General features: G+C 70.4%; 17 protein-coding genes. 9 read left to right on the forward strand and 8 right to left on the reverse strand.

The features are described 5' to 3' along the window. Nucleotides 1-180: 180 nt before the first annotated feature. Together ABFX51_RS25850 and ABFX51_RS25855 are read right to left on the reverse strand one after the other, a co-directional pair. Nucleotides 181-1,095 (reverse strand): ribonuclease Z, encoded by a 915-nt coding sequence (locus ABFX51_RS25850; protein ID WP_091517146.1) that lies wholly within the window; start codon nt 1,093-1,095, stop codon nt 181-183. 25 nt (nt 1,096-1,120) lie between these two features. Continuing rightward, nucleotides 1,121-1,327, reverse strand: coding sequence for a hypothetical protein (locus tag ABFX51_RS25855; protein WP_091517144.1), 207 nt, complete (start codon nt 1,325-1,327; stop codon nt 1,121-1,123). On the opposite strand from ABFX51_RS25855, the gene ABFX51_RS25860 reads away from it, so the two are divergent. Further along, on the forward strand, nt 1,317-2,081 hold the full coding sequence (locus ABFX51_RS25860) for a DUF6454 family protein (protein ID WP_091517142.1): 765 nt from the start codon (nt 1,317-1,319) through the stop codon (nt 2,079-2,081). The genes ABFX51_RS25855 and ABFX51_RS25860 overlap by 11 nt on opposite strands. A 34-nt stretch (nt 2,082-2,115) precedes the next feature. Here ABFX51_RS25860 and ABFX51_RS25865 read toward each other — a convergent pair whose 3' ends face one another. Continuing rightward, nucleotides 2,116-2,775 (reverse strand): rhomboid family intramembrane serine protease, encoded by a 660-nt coding sequence (locus tag ABFX51_RS25865; RefSeq protein ID WP_346055187.1) that lies wholly within the window; start codon nt 2,773-2,775, stop codon nt 2,116-2,118. A gap of 96 nt (nt 2,776-2,871) precedes the next feature. On the opposite strand from ABFX51_RS25865, the gene ABFX51_RS25870 reads away from it, so the two are divergent. Further along, entirely contained in the window at nt 2,872-4,371 is a 1,500-nt protein-coding gene (locus ABFX51_RS25870) for an alpha/beta hydrolase (protein ID WP_091517138.1), read from the forward strand. Nucleotides 4,372-4,373: 2 nt separating this feature from the next. Here ABFX51_RS25870 and ABFX51_RS25875 read toward each other — a convergent pair whose 3' ends face one another. Continuing rightward, nucleotides 4,374-5,408, reverse strand: coding sequence for an ABC transporter permease (locus ABFX51_RS25875; protein WP_091517137.1), 1,035 nt, complete (start codon nt 5,406-5,408; stop codon nt 4,374-4,376). 176 nt (nt 5,409-5,584) lie between these two features. Here ABFX51_RS25875 and ABFX51_RS25880 point away from each other — a divergent pair, with 176 nt between their 5' ends. Both ABFX51_RS25880 and ABFX51_RS25885 read left to right on the forward strand, forming a co-directional pair. Next, nucleotides 5,585-7,201 carry a DUF7933 domain-containing protein gene (locus ABFX51_RS25880; protein WP_143250027.1) on the forward strand — a complete coding sequence of 539 codons (1,617 nt, stop codon included), beginning with the start codon at nt 5,585-5,587 and terminating at the stop codon, nt 7,199-7,201. 77 nt (nt 7,202-7,278) lie between these two features. Further along, nucleotides 7,279-8,928 carry an SDR family oxidoreductase gene (locus ABFX51_RS25885; protein WP_091517133.1) on the forward strand — a complete coding sequence of 550 codons (1,650 nt, stop codon included), beginning with the start codon at nt 7,279-7,281 and terminating at the stop codon, nt 8,926-8,928. Here ABFX51_RS25885 and ABFX51_RS25890 read toward each other — a convergent pair. Continuing rightward, nucleotides 8,872-9,384, reverse strand: coding sequence for a MarR family winged helix-turn-helix transcriptional regulator (locus tag ABFX51_RS25890; RefSeq protein WP_091517131.1), 513 nt, complete (start codon nt 9,382-9,384; stop codon nt 8,872-8,874). The genes ABFX51_RS25885 and ABFX51_RS25890 overlap by 57 nt on opposite strands. A 108-nt stretch (nt 9,385-9,492) precedes the next feature. Between ABFX51_RS25890 and ABFX51_RS25895 the strand changes: the two genes are divergently transcribed. Continuing rightward, nucleotides 9,493-10,323 carry a phosphoribosylaminoimidazolesuccinocarboxamide synthase gene (locus tag ABFX51_RS25895; protein WP_091517130.1) on the forward strand — a complete coding sequence of 277 codons (831 nt, stop codon included), beginning with the start codon at nt 9,493-9,495 and terminating at the stop codon, nt 10,321-10,323. A 49-nt stretch (nt 10,324-10,372) separates the two neighbouring features. Here the strand turns inward: ABFX51_RS25895 and ABFX51_RS25900 are convergent, their stop codons facing one another. Then, nucleotides 10,373-13,744, reverse strand: coding sequence for a choice-of-anchor D domain-containing protein (locus ABFX51_RS25900; protein ID WP_346055188.1), 3,372 nt, complete (start codon nt 13,742-13,744; stop codon nt 10,373-10,375). Nucleotides 13,745-13,910: 166 nt separating this feature from the next. On the opposite strand from ABFX51_RS25900, the gene ABFX51_RS25905 reads away from it, so the two are divergent. From ABFX51_RS25905 to ABFX51_RS25920, 4 genes are all read left to right on the forward strand, one after another. Then, nucleotides 13,911-14,198, forward strand: coding sequence for a glutaredoxin family protein (locus ABFX51_RS25905; RefSeq protein ID WP_091517126.1), 288 nt, complete (start codon nt 13,911-13,913; stop codon nt 14,196-14,198). A 13-nt stretch (nt 14,199-14,211) separates the two neighbouring features. Next, complete coding sequence (locus tag ABFX51_RS25910) at nt 14,212-14,775, forward strand: TetR/AcrR family transcriptional regulator (protein ID WP_091517124.1); 564 nt, start codon at nt 14,212-14,214, stop codon at nt 14,773-14,775. 191 nt (nt 14,776-14,966) lie between these two features. Next, complete coding sequence (locus tag ABFX51_RS25915) at nt 14,967-15,512, forward strand: hypothetical protein (protein WP_346055189.1); 546 nt, start codon at nt 14,967-14,969, stop codon at nt 15,510-15,512. 312 nt (nt 15,513-15,824) lie between these two features. Then, a complete protein-coding gene (locus tag ABFX51_RS25920; protein ID WP_346055190.1) occupies nt 15,825-18,650 on the forward strand; it encodes a PQQ-dependent sugar dehydrogenase in 2,826 nt (941 codons plus the stop codon). 20 nt (nt 18,651-18,670) lie between these two features. On the opposite strand, the gene ABFX51_RS25925 is transcribed toward ABFX51_RS25920, so the two are convergent. Both ABFX51_RS25925 and ABFX51_RS25930 read right to left on the reverse strand, forming a co-directional pair. Continuing rightward, nucleotides 18,671-19,507: a MurR/RpiR family transcriptional regulator gene (locus ABFX51_RS25925; RefSeq protein ID WP_091517119.1), complete on the reverse strand. Its 837-nt coding sequence runs from the start codon at nt 19,505-19,507 to the stop codon at nt 18,671-18,673. Next, on the reverse strand, nt 19,504-19,692 hold the full coding sequence (locus ABFX51_RS25930; RefSeq protein ID WP_346055191.1) for a hypothetical protein: 189 nt from the start codon (nt 19,690-19,692) through the stop codon (nt 19,504-19,506). Before ABFX51_RS25930 ends, ABFX51_RS25925 begins: the two co-directional genes overlap by 4 nt. Between the last annotated feature and the right edge of the window lie 45 nt (nt 19,693-19,737).

Genomic DNA, 19,737 nt, shown 5'->3' on the forward strand with positions numbered 1-19,737 from the left:
CGAGGTGGTCGAGTTGAGTGATCATCCCGTCGCCTGCGGTTTGTGCATATCACTTTGACCCAGAGCCGCAAGCCTGGCATGACAACCGCCGGTGAGCAGGAAGGTTGCGGCCCTGGCCCAAAGTGATCCACCGGTATCAGGCGACGGGATGAGCACCCAACTCTAGGCGGGGCAACCCCCTCACCGCCTCCTGGGCAAACTCACCCGGCTCAAATCCGCCGCCACGACGACCTCCCCGCCGAAGACCTCCCTCGCTTCCTCGTAGAACTTCGTCGGGTCGTCGTAGCGTTGCGAGAAGTGGGTCAGCACCAGGGTGCGCACCTTGCTCTCCGCCGCCACCCGCGCCGCCTGCCTCGCGGTCAGGTGCCCGTACTCCCGCGCCAGGTGCGCGTCCTCCTCCAGGAACGTGGACTCGATCACCAGCAGGTCCGCGCGGTCCGCCAGTTCGTACACCGCATCGCACAGACGCGTGTCCATCACGAACGCGAACCGCTGCCCCTGGCGCACCACGCTCACCTGCTCCACGGTCACCGTCCGGCTGCCGACGCGGAGCGAGCCCGTCCGCTGCAGCTCACCGATCTCCGGCCCAGTCACGCCGAACCGGGCGAGCAGTTCCGGCAGCATCCGCCTGCCGCTGGGCTCGACCAGCTGGTAACCGAACGCCTCCACCGGGTGGTCGAGCCGCCGCGCCCGCAGTTCGCCGAACTCACCGGTCGCGAGGACGCCGTTGCCGTGCACCGGTTCCTCGATGATCTCCGCCGTTTCGTGGAAGACGCTCGCGTGCCGCAGCCGCTCGAAGTACTCCCGGCCCGACGCGGGGAAGTGCGCGTGCACCGGGTGCCGCACCCCGTCCAGCGACAGGCGTTGCACCACCCCGGGCACGCCGAGGCAGTGATCACCGTGGAAGTGCGTCAGGCAGATCCGCGTGATCGACGACGCCGCGACGCCCGCGAACAGCATCTGCCGCTGCGTGCCCTCACCGGGGTCGAACAGGAAACCCTCGGCGTCCCAGCGCAGCAGGTACCCGTTGTGGTTGCGGTTGCGGCCGGGAACCTGACTCGCGGTTCCCAGCACCACCAGCTCTCGGACCGACACCCGACCGACCCTAGCCCGTTCCGGTTCACCGCGCGTTCAGCGAACGCTGCTGTACTCCCGCCGCGATCCGCAAGCGCATCCTCGCCGGTGCCGCGCTGGCACTGGCCGCCATCGCAGTCACGACCGGTTCCTCGGTCGCCAATCCGTCCACACGCGACAGTGACTCCGCCCGGTTGCTGGCCTCCGTCAGCCGGAGCACGCCGTGGACGCAGACCTCGGCCGTGCCGCTCAAGTTCGAGACCTACCACCCGCAGGGCCTCGTCCGCGTCGACGACCGCTACTTCATGACCTCCGTCGAGGTGACGTCCGCGCCCGTGAAGTGCGACCCGGCGTGCGACGGCTACGACCGCACCCCCGGCGCCGGCATCGGGCACCTCTTCGAGTTCGACGCGAAGGGCACCCTGCTGCACGACCTGCACCTGGGCTCCGGCACGGTCTACCACCCGGGCGGCTTCGACTACGACGGCCGCTACCTGTGGGTGCCCGTCGCCGAGTACCGCCCCAACAGCCGCGCCACGGTGTACCGCATCGACCCCGTGACGTTCTCCGCAGTGCCGTTCCTGCAGGTGCCCGACCACATCGGCGGCGTCGTGCACGACACCGCGAACAACCGGTTCGTCGGGATGAACTGGGGCTCGCGCACCTTCTACGTGTGGGGGCCGTCCGGGCAGCCGCAGCGCAAGGTCGCCAACCCGGAGCAGTTCGTCGACTTCCAGGACTGCCACTACCTGCCTGCCGGCAAGGCGGTGTGCGGTGGCGTCGCGAGCCTGACCGTCGGCTCGACGCCGGTGCAGCTGGGCGGGCTTTCCCTGCTCGACCTGCGCACGCTCGACGCCGTGAACACCGTGCCGATGACCGGCCTGACCCCGGCGGGCAACTCCGTGACCCGCAACCCGGTCTGGCTGTCCACCGACCGCGGCGCGCTCACCCTCCAGGTCGTCCCCGACGACGACCAGTCCGTGCTGTACACGTATCGGGCCGGCTGACCCAAACCTTGGGACGGGTGTCCCGACGACCGCCTCAGGCCTGCCCCTCCGGCCGGTCGAGCAGGGTCGTCGGGGCCTCGGCGGCGACCGCCTTCCGGCGGCGTTCGCGGAAGAACCAGCCGCCCAGCACGCCCGCGGCGAAGCCGAACAGGTGCGCCTGCCAGCCGATGCCCTCCCCCGCGGGGATGAGCAGCGAGAACTGGTACGCGAAGCACAACGCCATCACGAGGCCGATCACGATGTCGATCGGCCGCCGGTCGAACACGCCGCGCACGATGATGTAGCCGAAGTACCCGAACACGACGCCGCTCGCACCCGCACCGACGGTGCCCGCGCCCGCCGTGAACCACGCGCCGAGCCCGCTGACCACCACGATCAGCGCGCTGACCCCGAGGAACTTCTTCACCCCGCGGTAGGCGGCGAGAAAACCGAAGATGAACAGCGGCCCGGAATTGCCCTCGATGTGCGACCAACTGAAATGCAGGAACGGGGCGGTGAAGATCTCCGGCAGCGAAGCGACGTCCCGTGACCGGATGCCGTAGTCGAAGCTCAGCGTGTACCCCAGCGCCGCGTTGACGATCTGCACGAGCCACAGCACGGCCAGGACGCCGACCATGACCCACAACGCTTTCCTGGCCTCGGCGAGCAGGAGCTCGGCCTCCTCGCCGCGGGGTGGCGACGGGCGTTCGGGCATCACGGTTTCCCCTTTTTCCGTTTCGGCTCAGGGTAACGGACGTTTCCTACTTCCGGCGGGTGTCGACGGCCCGAAGTAGGTCTACCGTCACCGCACGTGAAACGTCTCGTCGCACTCGCGGTGTCCGCACTGACCGTGGCTTCGATCGTGACAGCGGCACCGGCCGCCGTGGCGGCGGAGCCGATCACCTGGGGTCCGTGCTCGGACCCGACCCTCGTCAAGGCCGGGGGTGAATGCGGTTACCTCTCGGTACCGCTGGACTACGACCACCCCGGCGGCGCGAAGATCCAGCTCGCCGTGGGCCGGGTCAAGCACAAGGTGCCCGACTCGCAGTACCAGGGCGTCATGCTCACCAACCCGGGCGGGCCGGGCGGGTCCGGGCTGTACCTGGCGGCCCGGGGCGGGAACCTGCCGAACCACGCGGGCGACGCCTACGACTGGATCGGCTTCGACCCGCGCGGCGTCGGTTCCAGCAAGCCCGCGTTGTCCTGCGACCCGCTCTACATGGACTACAACCGGCCGAACTACCTGCCCGTCACGCCGCAGCTGGAGCAGACCTGGCTCCAGCGCTCGAAGTCCTACGCGGACGCGTGCGCCGCGAAGAACGACCCGGCGCTGCTGGCGCACATGAAGACCGTCGACACCGTGCGCGACATGGACTCGATCCGCGCGGCGCTCGGCGTCCAGCAGGCGAACTTCTACGGCTACTCCTACGGCACCTACCTCGGCCAGGTGTACGGCACGCTGTTCCCCACCCACGTCCGCCGCATGGTGCTCGACAGCACGGTCGACCCGCGCTACGTCTTCTACCAGGCGAACCTCAACCAGGACCTCGGCTTCGACCGCAACATCCACGTCTGGTTCGACTGGGTCGCGAAGTACGACTCGGTGTACCACCTCGGCAAGACGGGTGCCGCGGTCCAGCGCGTGTTCGACGAGCAGCTGGCCAAGCTGTCGTTCCAGCCGGCGGGCGGGGTGATCGGGCCGGACGAGTGGCTCGACGTGTTCCTCCAGGCGTCCTACTACCAGCTGCGCTGGACCACGCTCGGGGACGCGTTCGCGAAGTTCGTGAACCAGGGCGACTGGCAGACGATGAAGTCGCTGTTCGAGACGTTCGGTGGCCGCGGGGACGACAACGGGTTCGCCGTGTACCTCGCCGTGCAGTGCACCGACGTGCAGTGGCCGACGAACTGGAACCAGTGGCGCGTCGACAACTGGCGCACGTTCGCCCGCGCGCCCTACTTCACTTGGATGAACGCCTGGTACAACGCGCCGTGCGTGTACTGGCCGGCGAAGGCGGGCAAGCCGGTGAACGTCGACGGCTCACGGGTGCAGAGCGTGCTGATGATCGACGAGACGCTCGACGCGCCGACGCCGTACGAGGGCAGCCTGGAGGTGCGCAAGCGGTTCCCCGGTGCGGTCCTGATCGCCGAGCCGGGCGGCACGAGCCACGCGATCACGCCCCGCGGCAACGCCTGCGTCGACCAGAAGATCGCGGACTACCTGCTCAACGGCACACTGCCCGCACGTAAACCGGGCAACCGCGCCGACGTCACGTGCGACCCGCTGCCGCAGCCGGTGCCGCCCACGTCGTGACCTCAGGCCTCGTGCTTGGCGTGCCGCCCTTCGGAGACCGGTTCCCGTTGGGCGGCGCGCCGCAGGTGAAGCAGTGAGCCGGCGAGGGTCACGAGCAGTCCCGCCGCGCCCCAGATCGCGATGAGCAGGAGCGGGCGCGTGGTCGCGTGCCCGGAGAAGTAGACGTAGTTGCGCAGGGCCTCGGTGCCCGCGCCGTTCGGCAGCGCCCCGCCGATCACCCGCCAGAACGTCGGCAGCAGCTCGGCCTGGTACGCGCCGCCCGCGCTCGGGTTGCCGAGGATGACGAAGATCAGCACGGTCAGGCCGACGCCGAGCACGCCGAACAGCACCTGGAGTGCCATCGTGACGGTGGCGGCGGTGAACGTCAGCAGCGCGCCGATCCACCACAACGCGAAGAAGTGCCCGGCGAGCGCGTGCAGCCACTGGTCGAGGATGAGCGCACCGCCGAGTCCGGAAAGGACGGCGTAGGGCACCATCGCGCCGAGCCGGATGAGCGTGCGCTGCAGGGTCGCCGGGCGGGCGCCACGCGCGATGGCGAGTGCCGCGGCGGCGAGGTAGCCGCCGACGAGCCAGCCGACGACGGCGTAGAACCCGGTCAGGGCACGCGCGTCACCCGCCTCGGGGGCGACGAGGTCAACGACCTGCACGGTGCGTCGCTGCGCGTTCTCGACCTGCGTGACGACCTGTTCGACGGCGGTGGCCAGCGCGGGACCGGCCGCCGAAGCGACCAGCAGCCTGTCGGTGGTGCCGGTGCGCGCGACGACGAACCCCGCGCTCACCTCCCGGTCGAGGATCCGCTGCCGTACCTCGGCCTCGCTCGCCGCGGGCTCGACCTCGAGCGGGTCGTCCGGCAGCGCGTCGAGCCGTTGCACCGTCGCTTGTGGACCGACGACCGCGAGCCGCACGCCGCTGGGCGAGGGGCTGTGGAAAGCGCCCACATAGGACAGGATGAAGCCCAGCTGCAGCAGCAGGACCCCGGCCACGAGCAGGATCGTGCGCGGCGGGATGGCGTCGCGCAGCCGTTCCTCGGTCCTCATGCCGAGACCCTAAGAGCACAACCCGCCCCCCGCTATTTTCGTGCCCCGACCCGGTGACCTACTCCGGGCGGAGGATGCCCGTCAGATCGGTGTGTGCTCGCCCCGTCCTCCTTTTCGCGCATCCGTCTACCGGAGGAGGACTTGTGACGCGATCGCGACCATGGTGGAAGACACCGGTGTTCCGGCGAGCGAGTGCCGTGGCGGGGGTGGCGGCCATCGCGGCGGCCACCGGAGCGACGTTCGCCTCGGCGACCACACCCGGGTCACCCGGCACCCCGCAGCCGCCGACCACGATCTACGCGGAGAACTTCCAGAACCGCCCCGCCGCAACCCCGATCGTCCGGCTGCCCCAGTACACCGGGGCGAGCGGCCAGACCTACACCGCGGATGCCCAGTGGCTCCGGCAGTGCAACGGCTGGATCGCCTCGTCCTCCCAGCCCGCGGCACCCACCACGCAGGCGAACGACTGCGGGAACGCGGCAACCTGGAACGCGGTGCAGCAGATGGCCTACGCACTGGGCTCCTACACGGGGATCGCGCCGGGCAGCAACTACGCGGTTTCGGCGATGACCTCGGGTGACCCGGGTGCCCCGCACGTCGAGTTCAAGACCGCCTCGAACATCCCGTTCAGCGGCAGCAACCGGTTCGTCACCTTCAGCGTGGATGTGGCGGCGATCAACTGCTTCGCCAACCACCCGCTGCTGCAGTTCTCGCTGCTGAACGACGCGGGAACGGCGACCCCGGTCGGCTCGCAGATCGACGGGTGCGGCGCCACGCGGACGATCAACGTGCCGCAGATCGGTGCTGCCCCGGCGAAGACCGCCCAGGTCGGCACCTACACCTCGAACGGCGCGGTGCTGGTCAACGGCAGCTCGATCGGCGTGCAGATGGTCAACAACCAGGGCAGTGGCACCGGTAACGACCACGCGTTCGACAACATCAAGATCCTCGACGTGACCCCGCAGCTGGACAAGTCGTTCAGCCCGGCCCAGGTCGAGACCGGTGGCACCTCGACGCTGACCTTCACGATCACCAACACCAGCGAGCTGGCGGCGAAGAACGGCTGGTCGTTCACCGACGCGCTGCCCGCGGGCCTGACCGTGGCCGGTGCTGGCTCGACCACCTGCCCGAGCGGCACGGTGACCGCCCCGTCCGGCGGCAGCTCGGTCGAGGTGAAGGGCAACCTGAACGCGGGCATGGCCTCGTGCACCGTGAGCGTGCCGGTCACCTCCGGCACGGCGGGCAGCTACACCAACGGCCCCGGCAACCTGTCGCTGGTGGGCTTGAACCCGCCCGCGAACACGACGGTGACGTTCGTGGACCCCGCCCCGTCGGCCGACCTGGCCATGGCCAAGACCGCGCCGCAGGACGAGGTGCAGCCGGGTGACCAGATCACCTACACGCTGACGGTGATGAACCTCGGCCCGGCCGCTTCCACGGGCTACACGGTGACCGACCCGGTCCCGGCCGGGCTGATCAACGTGCAGGTGCCCGCGGGCTGCGTCCTCGGCTCGGACAGCGTGATCACCTGCACCGGCGACTCGCTGGCGGTCGGTGACTCCGTGAGCTACGACATCACGGCCACGGTGAACACGGTGAACCAGGACGGCTCGGCGAAGTACCTGACCAACGCCGCGACCGTCACCGGTGACGACCCCGACCCCGACACGAGCAACAACACCAGCGCCAAGACCGTGAAGGTCGTGCCGATGGTGAGCCTCGTCGTCGGCGGCGTCACCGCGCTGGCCGGTGCCGGTGCGTGGTTCCTGCGCCGTCGCCTGATCGCCAGCTGATCCACGGCAGAAGAGGCGGCCCGCCCTCGCGGCGGGCCGCCTTGACTGTTACTCGCGGTCACAGTTACTTTCGGCGGATGCGGATCGTGAACTCCGGCGACGTCCGGCTGGCCGTGTTCGAAGAAGGCCCCGAGGACGCGCCGACGGTCCTGCTCGTGCACGGCTACCCCGACACGCACGCGGTGTGGGACGACGTGGCGGCCGTCCTGTCGCAGCGGTTCCGCGTCGTGCGGTACGACGTCCGCGGCGCCGGGCAGTCCGACGCGCCGCGCGGCCTGGAGGCGTACCGCCTACCGCACCTGAAGGACGACCTGTTCGCCGTCGCCGACGCGGTGAGCCCGGACGCGCCGGTGCACGTCGTCGCCCACGACTGGGGTTCGATCCAGGCTTGGGAGGCCGTCACCGAACCCGGGGCGCACCAGCGGATCGCCTCGTACACCTCGATTTCCGGGCCGTGCCTCGACCACGCCGCGTACTGGTTCCGCACCCGCTCCCCCCGCCGGTTCGGCAAGGTGCTGAGGCAGCAGCTGCACTCGTGGTACATCCTCGCGTTCCACGTGCCGCTGCTGCCGGAACTGCTGTGGCGCGGGGTGCTCGCGAAGCGCTGGCCGGAGTTCCTGCGCCTGGCCGAGCACGTGCCGCCACGGCCCGGACATCCCGCCCCGACGCTCGCCTCCGACGCGGCACGCGGGCTTTCGCTCTACCGCGCCAACGTCCGCGAACGGTTCAGCCGTCCCCGCAAGCGCACCACCCAAGTTCCGGTGCAGGTCATCACGCCCGTGTACGACCGGTACGTCACCCCGGCGCTCGCCGAGGGCGCGGAACGGTGGGCGCCACGGCTGTGGCGGCGCCGCCTGTACGCCGGGCACTGGTCGGCGTTGCTGCGCGACGGTGCCCAGGTCGCGCGGATGGCGACGGAGCTGATCGACCACGTCGACGGCGGCGTGGAACCCCGGAGGCAGCTGGTCGTCGTCACCGGCGGCGGCAGCGGGATCGGGCTGGCCACCGCGAAGGCCTTCGCGGCGACGGGCGCCGAGGTCGTGGTGTGCGACCTCGACGAGGAGGCCGCGCGGGCGACGGGCCTGCCCGCGTACCGGGTGGACGTGTCCGACGAGGCCGCGATGCGGAAGTTCGCCGACGACGTGGTGGCGCGGCACGGGGTGCCCGACGTGCTGGTGAACAACGCCGGGATCGGGCACGCCGGCACCTTCCTCGCCACGACGACGCAGGAGTGGGAGCGGGTGCTGGACGTCAACCTGTGGGGCGTGCTGCACGGGTGCCGGATCTTCGGCGAGCTGATGGCGGAGCGCGGCGAGGGCGGGCACATCGTCAACGTCGCCTCCGCCGCGGGTTACCTGCCCGCGAAGTCGCTCGCCGCGTACGCGACGAGCAAAGCGGCGGTCCTGATGGCGTCGGACGTCCTGCGGGCTGAGGTGGCGTCGCGGGGTATCGCGGTTTCGGCGATCTGCCCCGGGTTCGTGGCGACGAACATCACGCGCACCACGACGTTCTCCGGGCTGAGCGAGGAGGAGCAGGAGCTGCGGCGCGCGGCCGCGACGAAGGCGTACCGGCGGCGGAACTTCGGGCCGGAGAAGGTGGCGAAGGAGATCGTGCGGGCGGTGGCCACGGGTAAGGCGCTGGTGCCGGTGACCCCGGAGGCGAAGGCCGGGTTAATGCTCTCCCGGCTGTCCCCCGCTGCCCTCCGCGCCGCTGTCCGCCACCTCTGACCGCGAGTCGTCACACAGCGCGCGGAAGACTTTTTCGCTCAACCGCCCCAGTTCCAGGAACTCCTCCTCGGTCAGCGCACCCACCGCGCGACGCGCCGCCTCCGCGTACCCGGGTTGCACCTGGTCGAGGAACCGCGTCCCTTCCGGGGTCAGCACCGCGTACAGCCCGCGCCGGTCCACGGGATGCTGTTCCCGTCGCACGAGCCCGAGCCCGGCGAGCCGCGTGACGCGGTAGTTGAGCCTGCTGCCTGGCGAGAACACGACGGAGGCCAGCTCGCCCATGCGCAACCGCCCGCCCGCCGCCCGCAGCCGGGACAGGATCTCGTACTCCGCGTGCGAGACGCCCGCGTTGTCGTGCAGATGCCGCTCCACCACCCGCTCGACGAGCGTGTGTGCCCCCAGGTAACTCAGCCAGGACTCGCGTCGCCGGCCCGAAAGCCACGAACCGTCCGCCATGCCGCCGAAGCGTATCGGTTTTCGGGCCCCCACCTCACCAACTTCGAGGAGGCGGGAGACGGCTCACCTAGGATGAGGCGGCGATCTTCACCGGGAGGGACGGGTTTCATGGAGCACATTCACGCGGGCAAGGTGCGGGACCTCTACCGCGACGGGGACGACATCCTGCTCGTCGCGTCGGACCGGATCTCGGTCTACGACGTCACCCTGCCCACCCCGATCCCCGGCAAGGGCGCCCTGCTGACGCAGCTGTCGAACTGGTGGTTCGAGCACTTCCGCGACGTCGTGCCCAACCACGTCCGGTCGGTGACGGACGTGCCCGAGGAGTTCGCCGGCCGCGCGATCCGCTGCAAGCCGCTGAAGATGGTGCAGGTCGAGTGCATCGCGCGGGGCTACCTCGCCGGGCTGGGCCTGCGGGAGTACCAGAAGTACGGTACGGTGTCCGGCGTCGCGCTGCCGCCGGGGCTGGTCGAGGGCAGCAAGCTCCCCGAGCCGATCTTCACCCCGACCACGAAGGCCAGCGAGGGGCACGACGAGTTCATCACCTTCGACGACGTCGTGAACCAGGAAGGCCGTGAGACCGCCGAGCGGCTGCGTGAGCTGACGCTGGAGATCTACCGGCGGGGCGCCGAGCACGCCGCGAGCCAGGGCATCGTCGTCGCCGACACGAAGCTCGAGTTCGGCTGGGACGCCGACGGTGTGCTCACCCTCGGCGACGAGGTGCTCACGTCCGACTCCTCCCGCTTCTGGCCCGCCGACGAGTGGGAGCCGGGCCGCCCGCAGTTCGCGTTCGACAAGCAGTTCGTCCGCGACTGGGCGGCGGGCACCGGCTGGGACAAGACCGCGCCCGGTCCGGAGATCCCGGCGGACATCGTCGAAGCCACCCGCCGCCGCTACGCCGAGGCGTACGAACGGATCACCGGGAACACCTGGCACTGACGGTCCACTGTGGACGGGCCCGGGGGCGGGTGCGCCCCCGGGCCCGCGTTCAGCGGTAGGTCACCTGGGTGGAGCCGTTGGAGAACAGGAACGTGATCCACCCGCGGACGAAGTCGTTCCGCCGCCCGCCGTTGATCCCGTACTCGTCCGACGTCGGGTAGCCCAGGTTGCTCCGCTCCCAGCCCATCGAGGCCCACTTGTCCCGGATCGCGCCGTAGATCCCGTGCGCGCCCGTGGACGGCGTCCAGTAGACCGACCCCTGCTTGCTGAAGTGGTTGAACCGGCCCACCCCGTCCGGCGTGCCCGTCTCGTCGGTCGTGGGGTAGCCCAGCGGACCGGTCTCCCAGCCCAGCGCCGCCCAGCGGTCACGGATCTGCCCGTAGATCGCGTGCGGTCCGGTCGAGGGCGTCCAGTAGACCGACCCCTGCTTGCTGAAGTGGTTGAACCGGCCCACGCCGTCCGGGGTCCCCGTCTCGTCGGTGATCGGGTACCCCAGCGGGCCGGCCTCCCAGCCCAGCGCCGCCCAGCGGTCGCGGATCTGGCCCTGGATCGACCAGGCACCGGTGTTCGGCGTCCAGTAGATCGAGGCACCGTCGGCCCGCGAGAAGTGGTTGTACTTGCCCACCCCGTCGGGCGTGGTCAGCTCGTCGGTGACCGGGTAGCCCTGCGGGCCGCGCTCCCAGCCCATCGACTCCCACTTCGCCCGGATCGCACCCTGGATGGCGTGCGCACCCGTCTGCGGGGTCCAGTAGATCGACGCGCCGCCGTCCAGCGAGAAGTGGTTGAACCGGCCCACGCCGTCCGGGGTCCCCGTCTCGTCCGTGATCGGGTACCCCAGCGCGGCCGGCCCGCCGAGCGCCTTGTACTTCGCGAGGATGTCGCCCTGCACGACGTGCGGACCGGTGGCCGCCGACCAGTAGATCGAGCCGCCGCGGAAGTCCTGCGCCTTGCCGCCGCCCGCGGTGTCGTACTGCGGGGACACCGGGTCGCTCAGCGTCGAGCCGCGGGCGCCGCCCAGCGCGTTGTAGTAGTCGGTGATCGGGTCGGTGTTGCCCTGCAGCGTGACGGTCTGCGCCGCCTGCCCGTCGTCACCGGTGATCTCGTAGACCGCCCGCGCGGGGTAGGCGTCGGCCGGCGTGAACGTCACCTTCTGCTGCAGTTCCTCGCCCGGCGGGATCACCTGGCCCTCGGACAGCTGGTCCGCGCTGGCCACCGAGAACACGCCCGCGGACGCCTTCGCCTTGGTGATCGTCAACGGCACCGTGCCGGTGTTGGCGACGCTGAACGACATCGTCACGGGCTTGCCCGGCTGCACGGTGTGGAAGTCGAGCACCGCGGGTTCCAGCGTCAGCTCCGGCTTGCCGGCGAGCGCCACCGCGGTCAGCGGCACCGTCACCGAACCCTGGTCGCTCGTCACGACCAGGCGCGACGTCTCCTGCGTGCCGGTGTCCGTCCCGGCCGTCGGCGTGTACGTCACGGGGATCGTGATCGACGCCCCGGCTTCGAGCACGGTGCCGGCCGCGGGCACGTTGTCCACGCTGAACGCGCCGGTCGGCGAGGTCACGCCGGTGATCGTCTCGGCCGTCGTGCCCGTGTTCAGGATGTTGACGCCCAGTTCCTTCGCCGCGCCGGTGCGCACCTGACCGAAGTCGAGTGAGGACGGTGTGGCGCCGAGCCCCGGTTGCGTGCCCTGGCCGTGCAGGTCCATGGCGGTGCTGCCGGCGCTCGTGGTGAACGTCAGGCTGCCCGTCGACGCACCCCAGGTCGTCGGCGTGTAGCTGACCGGCACGCTCAGCGTCTGGCCCTTCGTGAGGGTCACCGGGGTGGTCAGCGACGTGCCGAAGGGAGCGTCGGCCGTGACGCTGTTGACGGTCAGGTTCGTGTTCGCGGTGACCGTGACCGTCGCGTTCTCCGTGGTGCCGACCGCGGTCGAGCCGAAGTCGTACGGCTTGGTGGCCAGCACGGCCGTGGTCGGCCTGCCGAAGCCGAGGACCTTGCCGTCGCGCGTGCCGACGTACACGCGGCCGTTGTCCGTGGCGGGCACGGAGAACTTGACCGCGGTGCCGATCGGGGCGGAGTAACGCAGCTTCATGACGCCGTTGACGGGCACGGGGTCGTACGCGCGCAGCTGCGCGTTCTGCCCGCCGGGGCCGGTGCTGTAGATGACCCACACGAGCGCGGAGCCGGAGGTCGTGCCGGTGGAGGTGATGACCGGCGAGCCGGACGTGTAGCCGAAGTTGTCGCTGGTCACGCCGACCGACGTGAGCGACGGGCCGGAGGCCGAGTACTTCAGCGCCCGCAAGGGCCCGTTGTTGCCGACGACGTAGACGTAACCGCCGCCGGGCCCCTGGCCCGCCCCGCCGAGGTGGTCGGCGTCGAGCAGGTAGATCCGGCCGTCCTTGCCGACCACGACCACGAGCCGCGGGTGCGCGCTGGTGCCGAAGTTCGACGGCAGCGCCATCGGGCCACCGGAACCGAGGTCGGCGTCGTCCTGGTTGAGCTTCGTGTTGTCGTGCGGACTGAAGAAGCTCTTCGCGGTGAGGGAACCGTCGGGGTTGACGGCCAGGCGCACGACCGACTCACCGAGCATCGAGGGCGGTTCGTCGCCGGGGCCGGGTGCCGGGGCGATGCCGTTGCCGGTGGAGACGATGATCCGGCCGGCGCCGTCGGACACCAGCCCGGAGCCACCCTGCCAGATGCCGCCTTCGTCGGAGACGCCGGCCTCGGTGGCCCACATGGTCGTCTGGACCCCGGTCGAGGCGTTGACCCCGACGATGTAGCCGACGTACGGCGTGTAGTCGCAGTGGCTCGCGAAGCCCGCGTACACGACGCCGTCGAGCAGCAGGAGTCCCGGACGCTGCATCGCCGTCATCGGGTTGAACGGCACGCCGGGGTTGTTGGTGGGCGCGCCCTTGATCACGGTCGGGAAGCCGGGGCGCTCGGCGCCGGTCTTGGCGTCCAGCGCGTGCAGGTACCAGTGCGGGTGCTGCGGGTCGGGCCCGTCGTTGACCTTGGAGGTGAGGTAGACGGCGCCGGTCGACGGGTCGTACACCGGGGTCGCCGTCACGCCGATCGTCGGCACGAGGTCGCCGCAGTTCACCGTGGACACCGGCCACGCCGGGCCCAGGTCGACCTTCCAGCGCTGGGTGCCCGTGGCGGCGTCGAGCCCGTAGACCTTGTTGTTCTCGGTCGCGGCGACCACGACGCCGTTGACCACCACCGGCTGGGCGTAGACCTGACCGTCCACGTTCGCCGAGAAGAGCTGTCCGAAGTCCGAGGCGCTGACCTGGGAGGGCACCAGACCGGGCTCGTCGTCGTCCCAGCCGGTGCGAAGGGTGTTGTGCGCCGCGGTCGTTTCGTCCGCGAGTGCCGAGGGGGTGAGGCCGCCCCCGACGAGAATTGCTATTACGGAAAGTAGCAATATCCGGGCAGCATAACGAGGCCGGATGAACAAGGATCCCTCCAACGCGTCAATGCGACGCATGGACGCGTCACTCCGCCACCGGAATTTCGCTTTTTCCCCCGATCGCGTTACGCGTCAAGATCACGACAGGGTTACGATCGCCGGGAATGGCTAACCTGGGGTCATGACCAGCGCACGCGACAACCTCGTCGAGTTCTACTGGCGGCCCGGCTGCGGGTTCTGCATGATGCTCCGCGCCCACCTCGAACGCGCCGGGTTGCCGCTGCACGAGGTCAACATCTGGGAGGACCCGGAGGCCGCGGCGCGGGTGCGCTCGGTCGCGGACGGCAACGAGACGGTGCCGACCGTGTTCGTCGGCCCGGCCGCGATGGTCAACCCGGACATCGACGAGGTGCTCGCCGCGGTCCGCGAGCACGCGCCGGAGCTGCTCCCCGCCCGTACCGACCAGTAGGTACACTGACCGGGTGGACACGGTCGACCGGCTGATCCGGAGCACCCAGGAGCTCCTGTGGGAGCGCGGTTACGTCGGCACCAGCCCGAAGGCGATCCAGCAGCGCGCCAACGCCGGCCAGGGCAGCATGTACCACCACTTCGGCGGCAAGGCCGACCTGGCGCTCGCGGCGATCCGGCGCAGCGCGGCCGAGCTGCGCGAGGAGGCGGAGGCCGCGCTTTCCCGCGAGGGCACGGCGCTCGACCGCGTCGGGGCGTACCTGGACCGGGAACGCGACGTGCTGCGCGGCTGCCGGATCGGCGGCCTGGCGCAGGACCCGGACATCGTGGCGAACGCCGAGCTGCGGCAGCCGGTCGCCGAGACGCTGAGCTGGCTCCACGGCAGGCTCACCGAGGTGCTGCGCGAGGGGCAGGACAAGGGCGAACTGGCCCGGGATTTCGCACCGGAGGCTGTGGCGGCGACGGTTTCGGCGGTCGTGCAGGGCGGGTACGTGCTGGCCAGGGCCGCGGGCACGACCGATGCGTTCGCCGTCGCACTCGACGGGGTGCGCCAGCTGTTGTTGAGCAAGCAACTCTGAAGCCGGGCTGCAGACCTGCCCGAACGGCCCCGGCAACGTACGCGGAATGCCGCGGAAACGGGTACGGACCGCGATCTGCGGACACTCCCCGTGATTTTCCAAGCCTTTCCCGACCCCGACTATTGACGCCGTGCCAGCCTGCGCTAGAAATACCCCCGGCGTACTTTCCCTCGGTTCGAAAGGTATGTCCGGTGAACGACGAAGTGTCGGTGGCCGCGCTCCTCGAACGCGAGGGCTGGGTCGAGCCCCGCAAGAAGGGCGGCCGTGGCCGCGTGGTCGCCGTGATGCTCGCGGTCGTGCTGGGCTGCGGGCTCGCCGCGTTGCTCGTCCACATCGGATCGCAGGACCCGCAGGCGGATTCACATTCCCTGTTCGGCCCGCCCCACGGCCCCACCGGCGGGCTCGCGGGCGGCGGCGTGCCCGACGAACCGACCGGCTCCCAACGCACGGCAGGCAGCACCACCGTCGTCGTCACCAACGTGTCCGAGGTGGAGGGCACCGGCCGGAACGGGCTTCCCTGGCACGAGCGGGAAGCCGAGACGACCTCCTCGACCAGCACCTCCACCGATCCCTCGGCACCGGGGCAGGAGCCCGGCTCCGGCACCACCTCGCCGGTGACCACGACCCCGACCACGACGCCGCCGGCGGGCGGTGGCGGCGGTTCGCACAACCCGGCGCCGCCGCCGTCGTCGTCTTCGAAGCCGCGGCCGTCGTGCCTCCTCGTCATTTGCTGGTGATTTCGAACAGGAAATGCGGAATAGCGTGACGGCTGCGGTCGTGTCGGCTTTCTCTCGTTGGTCATTCCGTGTTCCCGCACCCGCGAAGCCGGGAACGAAAAGTGCGAGGAGGCTCGAAAATGAACGGCGATCGGCGCCTACGAGGTGGCGCCGGACTACGCCAAGCAGCGCAAGCAGTACGGCAAGCTGATCGTCGGTAAGTTGATCACCGCCGAAGGCGCGTTCCTTTGAGTGAAATAACAACACCGTAACCCACTGCAACGAACTCCCCCTTCTGGGCGAAAAAGGGACATACGCCTAGAAGGGGGAAGCATGCTCTCTCGGTGGTCAAGACGGGTACTGCCTACCCTCATCGTCACCCTGCTGGTCGGCCTGGGCCTGGTGGCCGTCCCGCAGGCGAGCGCCGCTCCGGCGCTGCCGTCCGGTTTCGTCATCCGCGAGCAGGCCACCGGTCAGGCCGCCTACGACCTGACCGACTTCGCCCACCTGCCCGGCGACGGCGGCATCATCACGACCGGCAAGGGCGGCAAGGTCACCTGGATCTCGCCGGCCGGCGCGGTGCGGACGCTCGCCACGCTGTCCGTGAACAGCGACGGCGACCTGGGCCTCGTCGGCCTCGCGGTCGCCCCCGACTACGCGACCACGCGCACCATCTACCTCGTGCGCTCGGTGCCGACGGGCAGCGGCTCCGTCTTCCGACTGGCGCGCTGGACCGTCACCGGCTCCCCCGAACCCACCGGCCTCGGCAGCGAACGCACGCTGCTCGAAATGCCCGTCGACTACAACGTGCACGGCATGACGGGCATCGTCGCCGCCTCCGACGGCACCCTGTGGCTGTCCACCGGCGACAGCTCGGACTTCCACGGCGGCGTGTACGACCCGCGTGCCCTGCGCGCGCTCGACCAGAACTCGCCCTACGGCAAGGTCATGCACCTCACCGCCGCCGGCGCGGGGGTGCCGTCGAACCCGTACTACGACGCGACCAACCCGAATTCCGTGCGCAGCAAGGTGTTCGCGAGCGGCTTCCGCAGCCCGTTCCGGCTCTCGCTCGACCCGAGCAGCGGCCTGCCCGTCGTCGGCGACGTTGGCTGGGAGACGTGGGAGGAGCTGGACATCGTCCAGCCGGGGCGCAACTACGCGTGGCCGTGCTGGGAGGGCAACCACCAGACCGGGTACGCGACGGCCTTCCCCGCGCAGTGCGGTCCCGTCAACAACACGCCGCCGCTGTGGGAGTACCACCACGGCGGGGCGAGCAACCAGGGCAACAGCGTCACGGGCGGGTTCGTCTACACGGGATCCAGCTACCCCGGCGAGTACAAGGGCACGTACTTCTTCGGCGACTACCAGGGCGGCAAGATCTGGACGCTCAAGTACGACAGCAGCGGCAAGCTGACGCAGGCGCCGCAGAACCCGCCGTGGGCCACGGGAATCGGCGGTCCCGTCGAGTTCGACGCCGCGCCGAACGGTGACGTCGTGTACGCCGACCTGCTGTCCGGCACGCTGAAGCGGATCAGTTATCAGCAGGGCAACACCGCGCCCGTCGCGTCCGCCACCAGCACGACCGACGCCGCAACGCGCACGGTCACGTTCGACGGCTCCGGTTCGCTGGACTACGACGGCGACCAGCTCACCTACAGCTGGAACTTCGGCGACGGCACGACCGGCACCGGCCGCGTGGTGACGCACACCTACGCGGCGGGCACCGACCGGTACACCGCGACGCTGACCGTCCGGGATCCCTTGGGCGCCACCGGAACGACGACGCTCACCGTGGCCCCGTCGAACCGTTCGCCGCAGCTGGCGCTCACCACGCCACCGGGTGACACGTTCGCCGTCGGGGAGCCGATCACCCTGTCCGCGACGGCGACGGACGCCGAGGACGGCGCGTTGGCCGTGACGTGGACGAGCCGCGAGCTGCACTGCCCGGACGAGGCGACGTGCCACTCGCACCCCGGCGTCGGCGCGACCGGCGACAGCTTCACGGTGCCGTTCCCGGACCACCCCGACACGCGGCTGCTCGTCACCGCGACGGTCACCGACAGCGCGGGCGTCGTCGCCACGCAGACCTACACCGCCTGGCCCCGCCAGCACCGGCTCACGCTGACGTCGAACGTGCCTGCCGCGCTGCAGATCCCGTCGGAGAACAACGCCAACACCGCGATGGTCACCGAGGGCGTGACGCTGGAGGTGAACGCCGCGGCGACGGCGAGCGACGGGGCCTCGGCCTTCACGGGGTGGGCGGACGGCCCGACCGACCGCGTCCGCACGTTCAAGATGCCCGCGAACGACCTCACGTTGAGCGCGGTCTACGCGACGCCGATCGAGCAGCGCTACAACTCCGATGCCGCGCTGCGGCAGCTGGTCGGCGCGCCCACCGCGCCCGAGGTGATCGACGGCGGCGTGCGGTACCGGGTGTACGAGCGCGGCCGGCTGTACTGGTCCAGCCAGACGGGCATGCACGCCGTGATCGGGCAGGTGCTCGTGAAGTACCTGGAACTCGGTGGGCACACGCGGTTCGGCGCCCCGCTGACCGACGAAACCGGGACGCCGGACGGCATCGGCCGGTTCAACCACTTCATCGGCACGCCCGCGACCGGCACCGCGTCGGTGTACTACACGCCGAGCACGGGCGCGCACGCGATCTGGGGCCTGATCCGCGAGAAGTGGGCGGCGCTGGACTGGGAGAAGGGCCCGACGGGTTATCCGGCCACGGACGAGCTGATCACGCCCGACGGCATCGGCCGCTACAACCACTTCAGCAAGGCGGCCTCGATCTACTGGACGCCCGCCACCGGCGCACACGGCGTGTGGGGCGAGATCCGGAAGACGTGGGCGGCGCTGGACTGGGAGAAGGGGCCGATGGGCTACCCGGTCACCGATGAGCTGACCACACCGGACGGGGTGGGCCGCTACAACCACTTCGACAAGGCGTCGTCGATCTACTGGACGCCGGGAACCGGGGCGCACGAGGTGTACGGCGCGATCCGGCAGCGGTGGTCGGCGTTGGGCTGGGAGCGGTCGTACCTGGGCTACCCGCGGTCGGGTGAGTTCACCTTCGACGGCGGACGGCGCAACGACTTCCAGTTCGGCTACATCCAGTGGTATCCGAACGGGACCGTTATCGACCGCAGATGGTGATGTGACGCGAAGCGTCTCCGCTAGGGGCGGTGGCCGGGCGACGGGTGGGCGAAGTAGAAACCGAAGGACGGGAGGTCGTCCTCCGCGTGGGAGTCTCCGCGCCGGAGGGCGACCTCTTCCGCCAGTGCCTGTGCCAGTGAGGCGAGCGCGGTGAGGGAGTGCCCGCCGACGCCGCTCGTCTCCGCGAACAACGCGGCCTGCGCGTGCTCGACGAGTGGTGAGGCGGGGTTGTCGGTGAGCGCGACGACCGGCACGTCGTGGTCTCGGGCGTACTCGACGGCGCGCACGGTGTCGGCGGCGTAGCGGCGGATCGACACGGCGACGAGCACGCCGGTCAGCCCGGGCAGTTCGTCGACGAGGCAGGCGCCAAGCTGCCTCCCGCGCAGGCCCCGGCTGAGCAGGGCCGCGATCGGGGCGCACTCGCGCAGGCCGAGGACGTGCACCGCGTCGGCTTCGGCGAGGAGGGCGACGGCACGCAGCCAGGACGGGCGGTCGAGGCGGCCGTAGGTGCGGGCGAGGTTGGTCTGTTCCTGTTCGAGGGTGGCGGAAAGCAGGCCGCCGGGTGGTTCGGCGGGGCGCTCGTCGGTGCGTCGCGCGAGCTGGGCCTGTTCGGCGAGCCACGCGCGGCACAGTTCCATGATGTCGGGGTAGCCGGAGAGCCCGAGCGAGTTGGCGAACCGCGCGATGGACGATTCGTGGACCTCGACGAGCCGGGCGGCCTCGGTGATGCCGCGGTGGGCGGTACCTTCCGGGTCGGCCAGCACCAGGTGCGCGATCCGGAGCTGCCCCGACGCCAGTTTCGGCAGGCGGCCGCGGAGCAGCTCGGTCAGTTCCTGGTAACTGCCCGGTGGGGTCACGGCCGCGGCAGCTCCACGACGGTGACCCCGGCTCGGGCGGGCACGGGCCGGTCCATCTCGGCGAGCGCGGCGGGCGCTTCGTCGAGGCTGATGCGCCTGCCGACGAGCCTTCCGAGGTCGAGGCCGGAGCGCGTGACGAAGTCGAGCATGGCGGGGTACTCGTGGGCCTGGATGTCCCGCGTCAAGAATCTGGCTCAGTTTTCTTGGATGAAAGTTGTGCTTGTTGATCT

The organism is Amycolatopsis dongchuanensis, from assembly GCF_039542405.1.
Taxonomy (GTDB): Bacteria; Actinomycetota; Actinomycetes; order Mycobacteriales; family Pseudonocardiaceae; genus Amycolatopsis_E; species Amycolatopsis_E sacchari.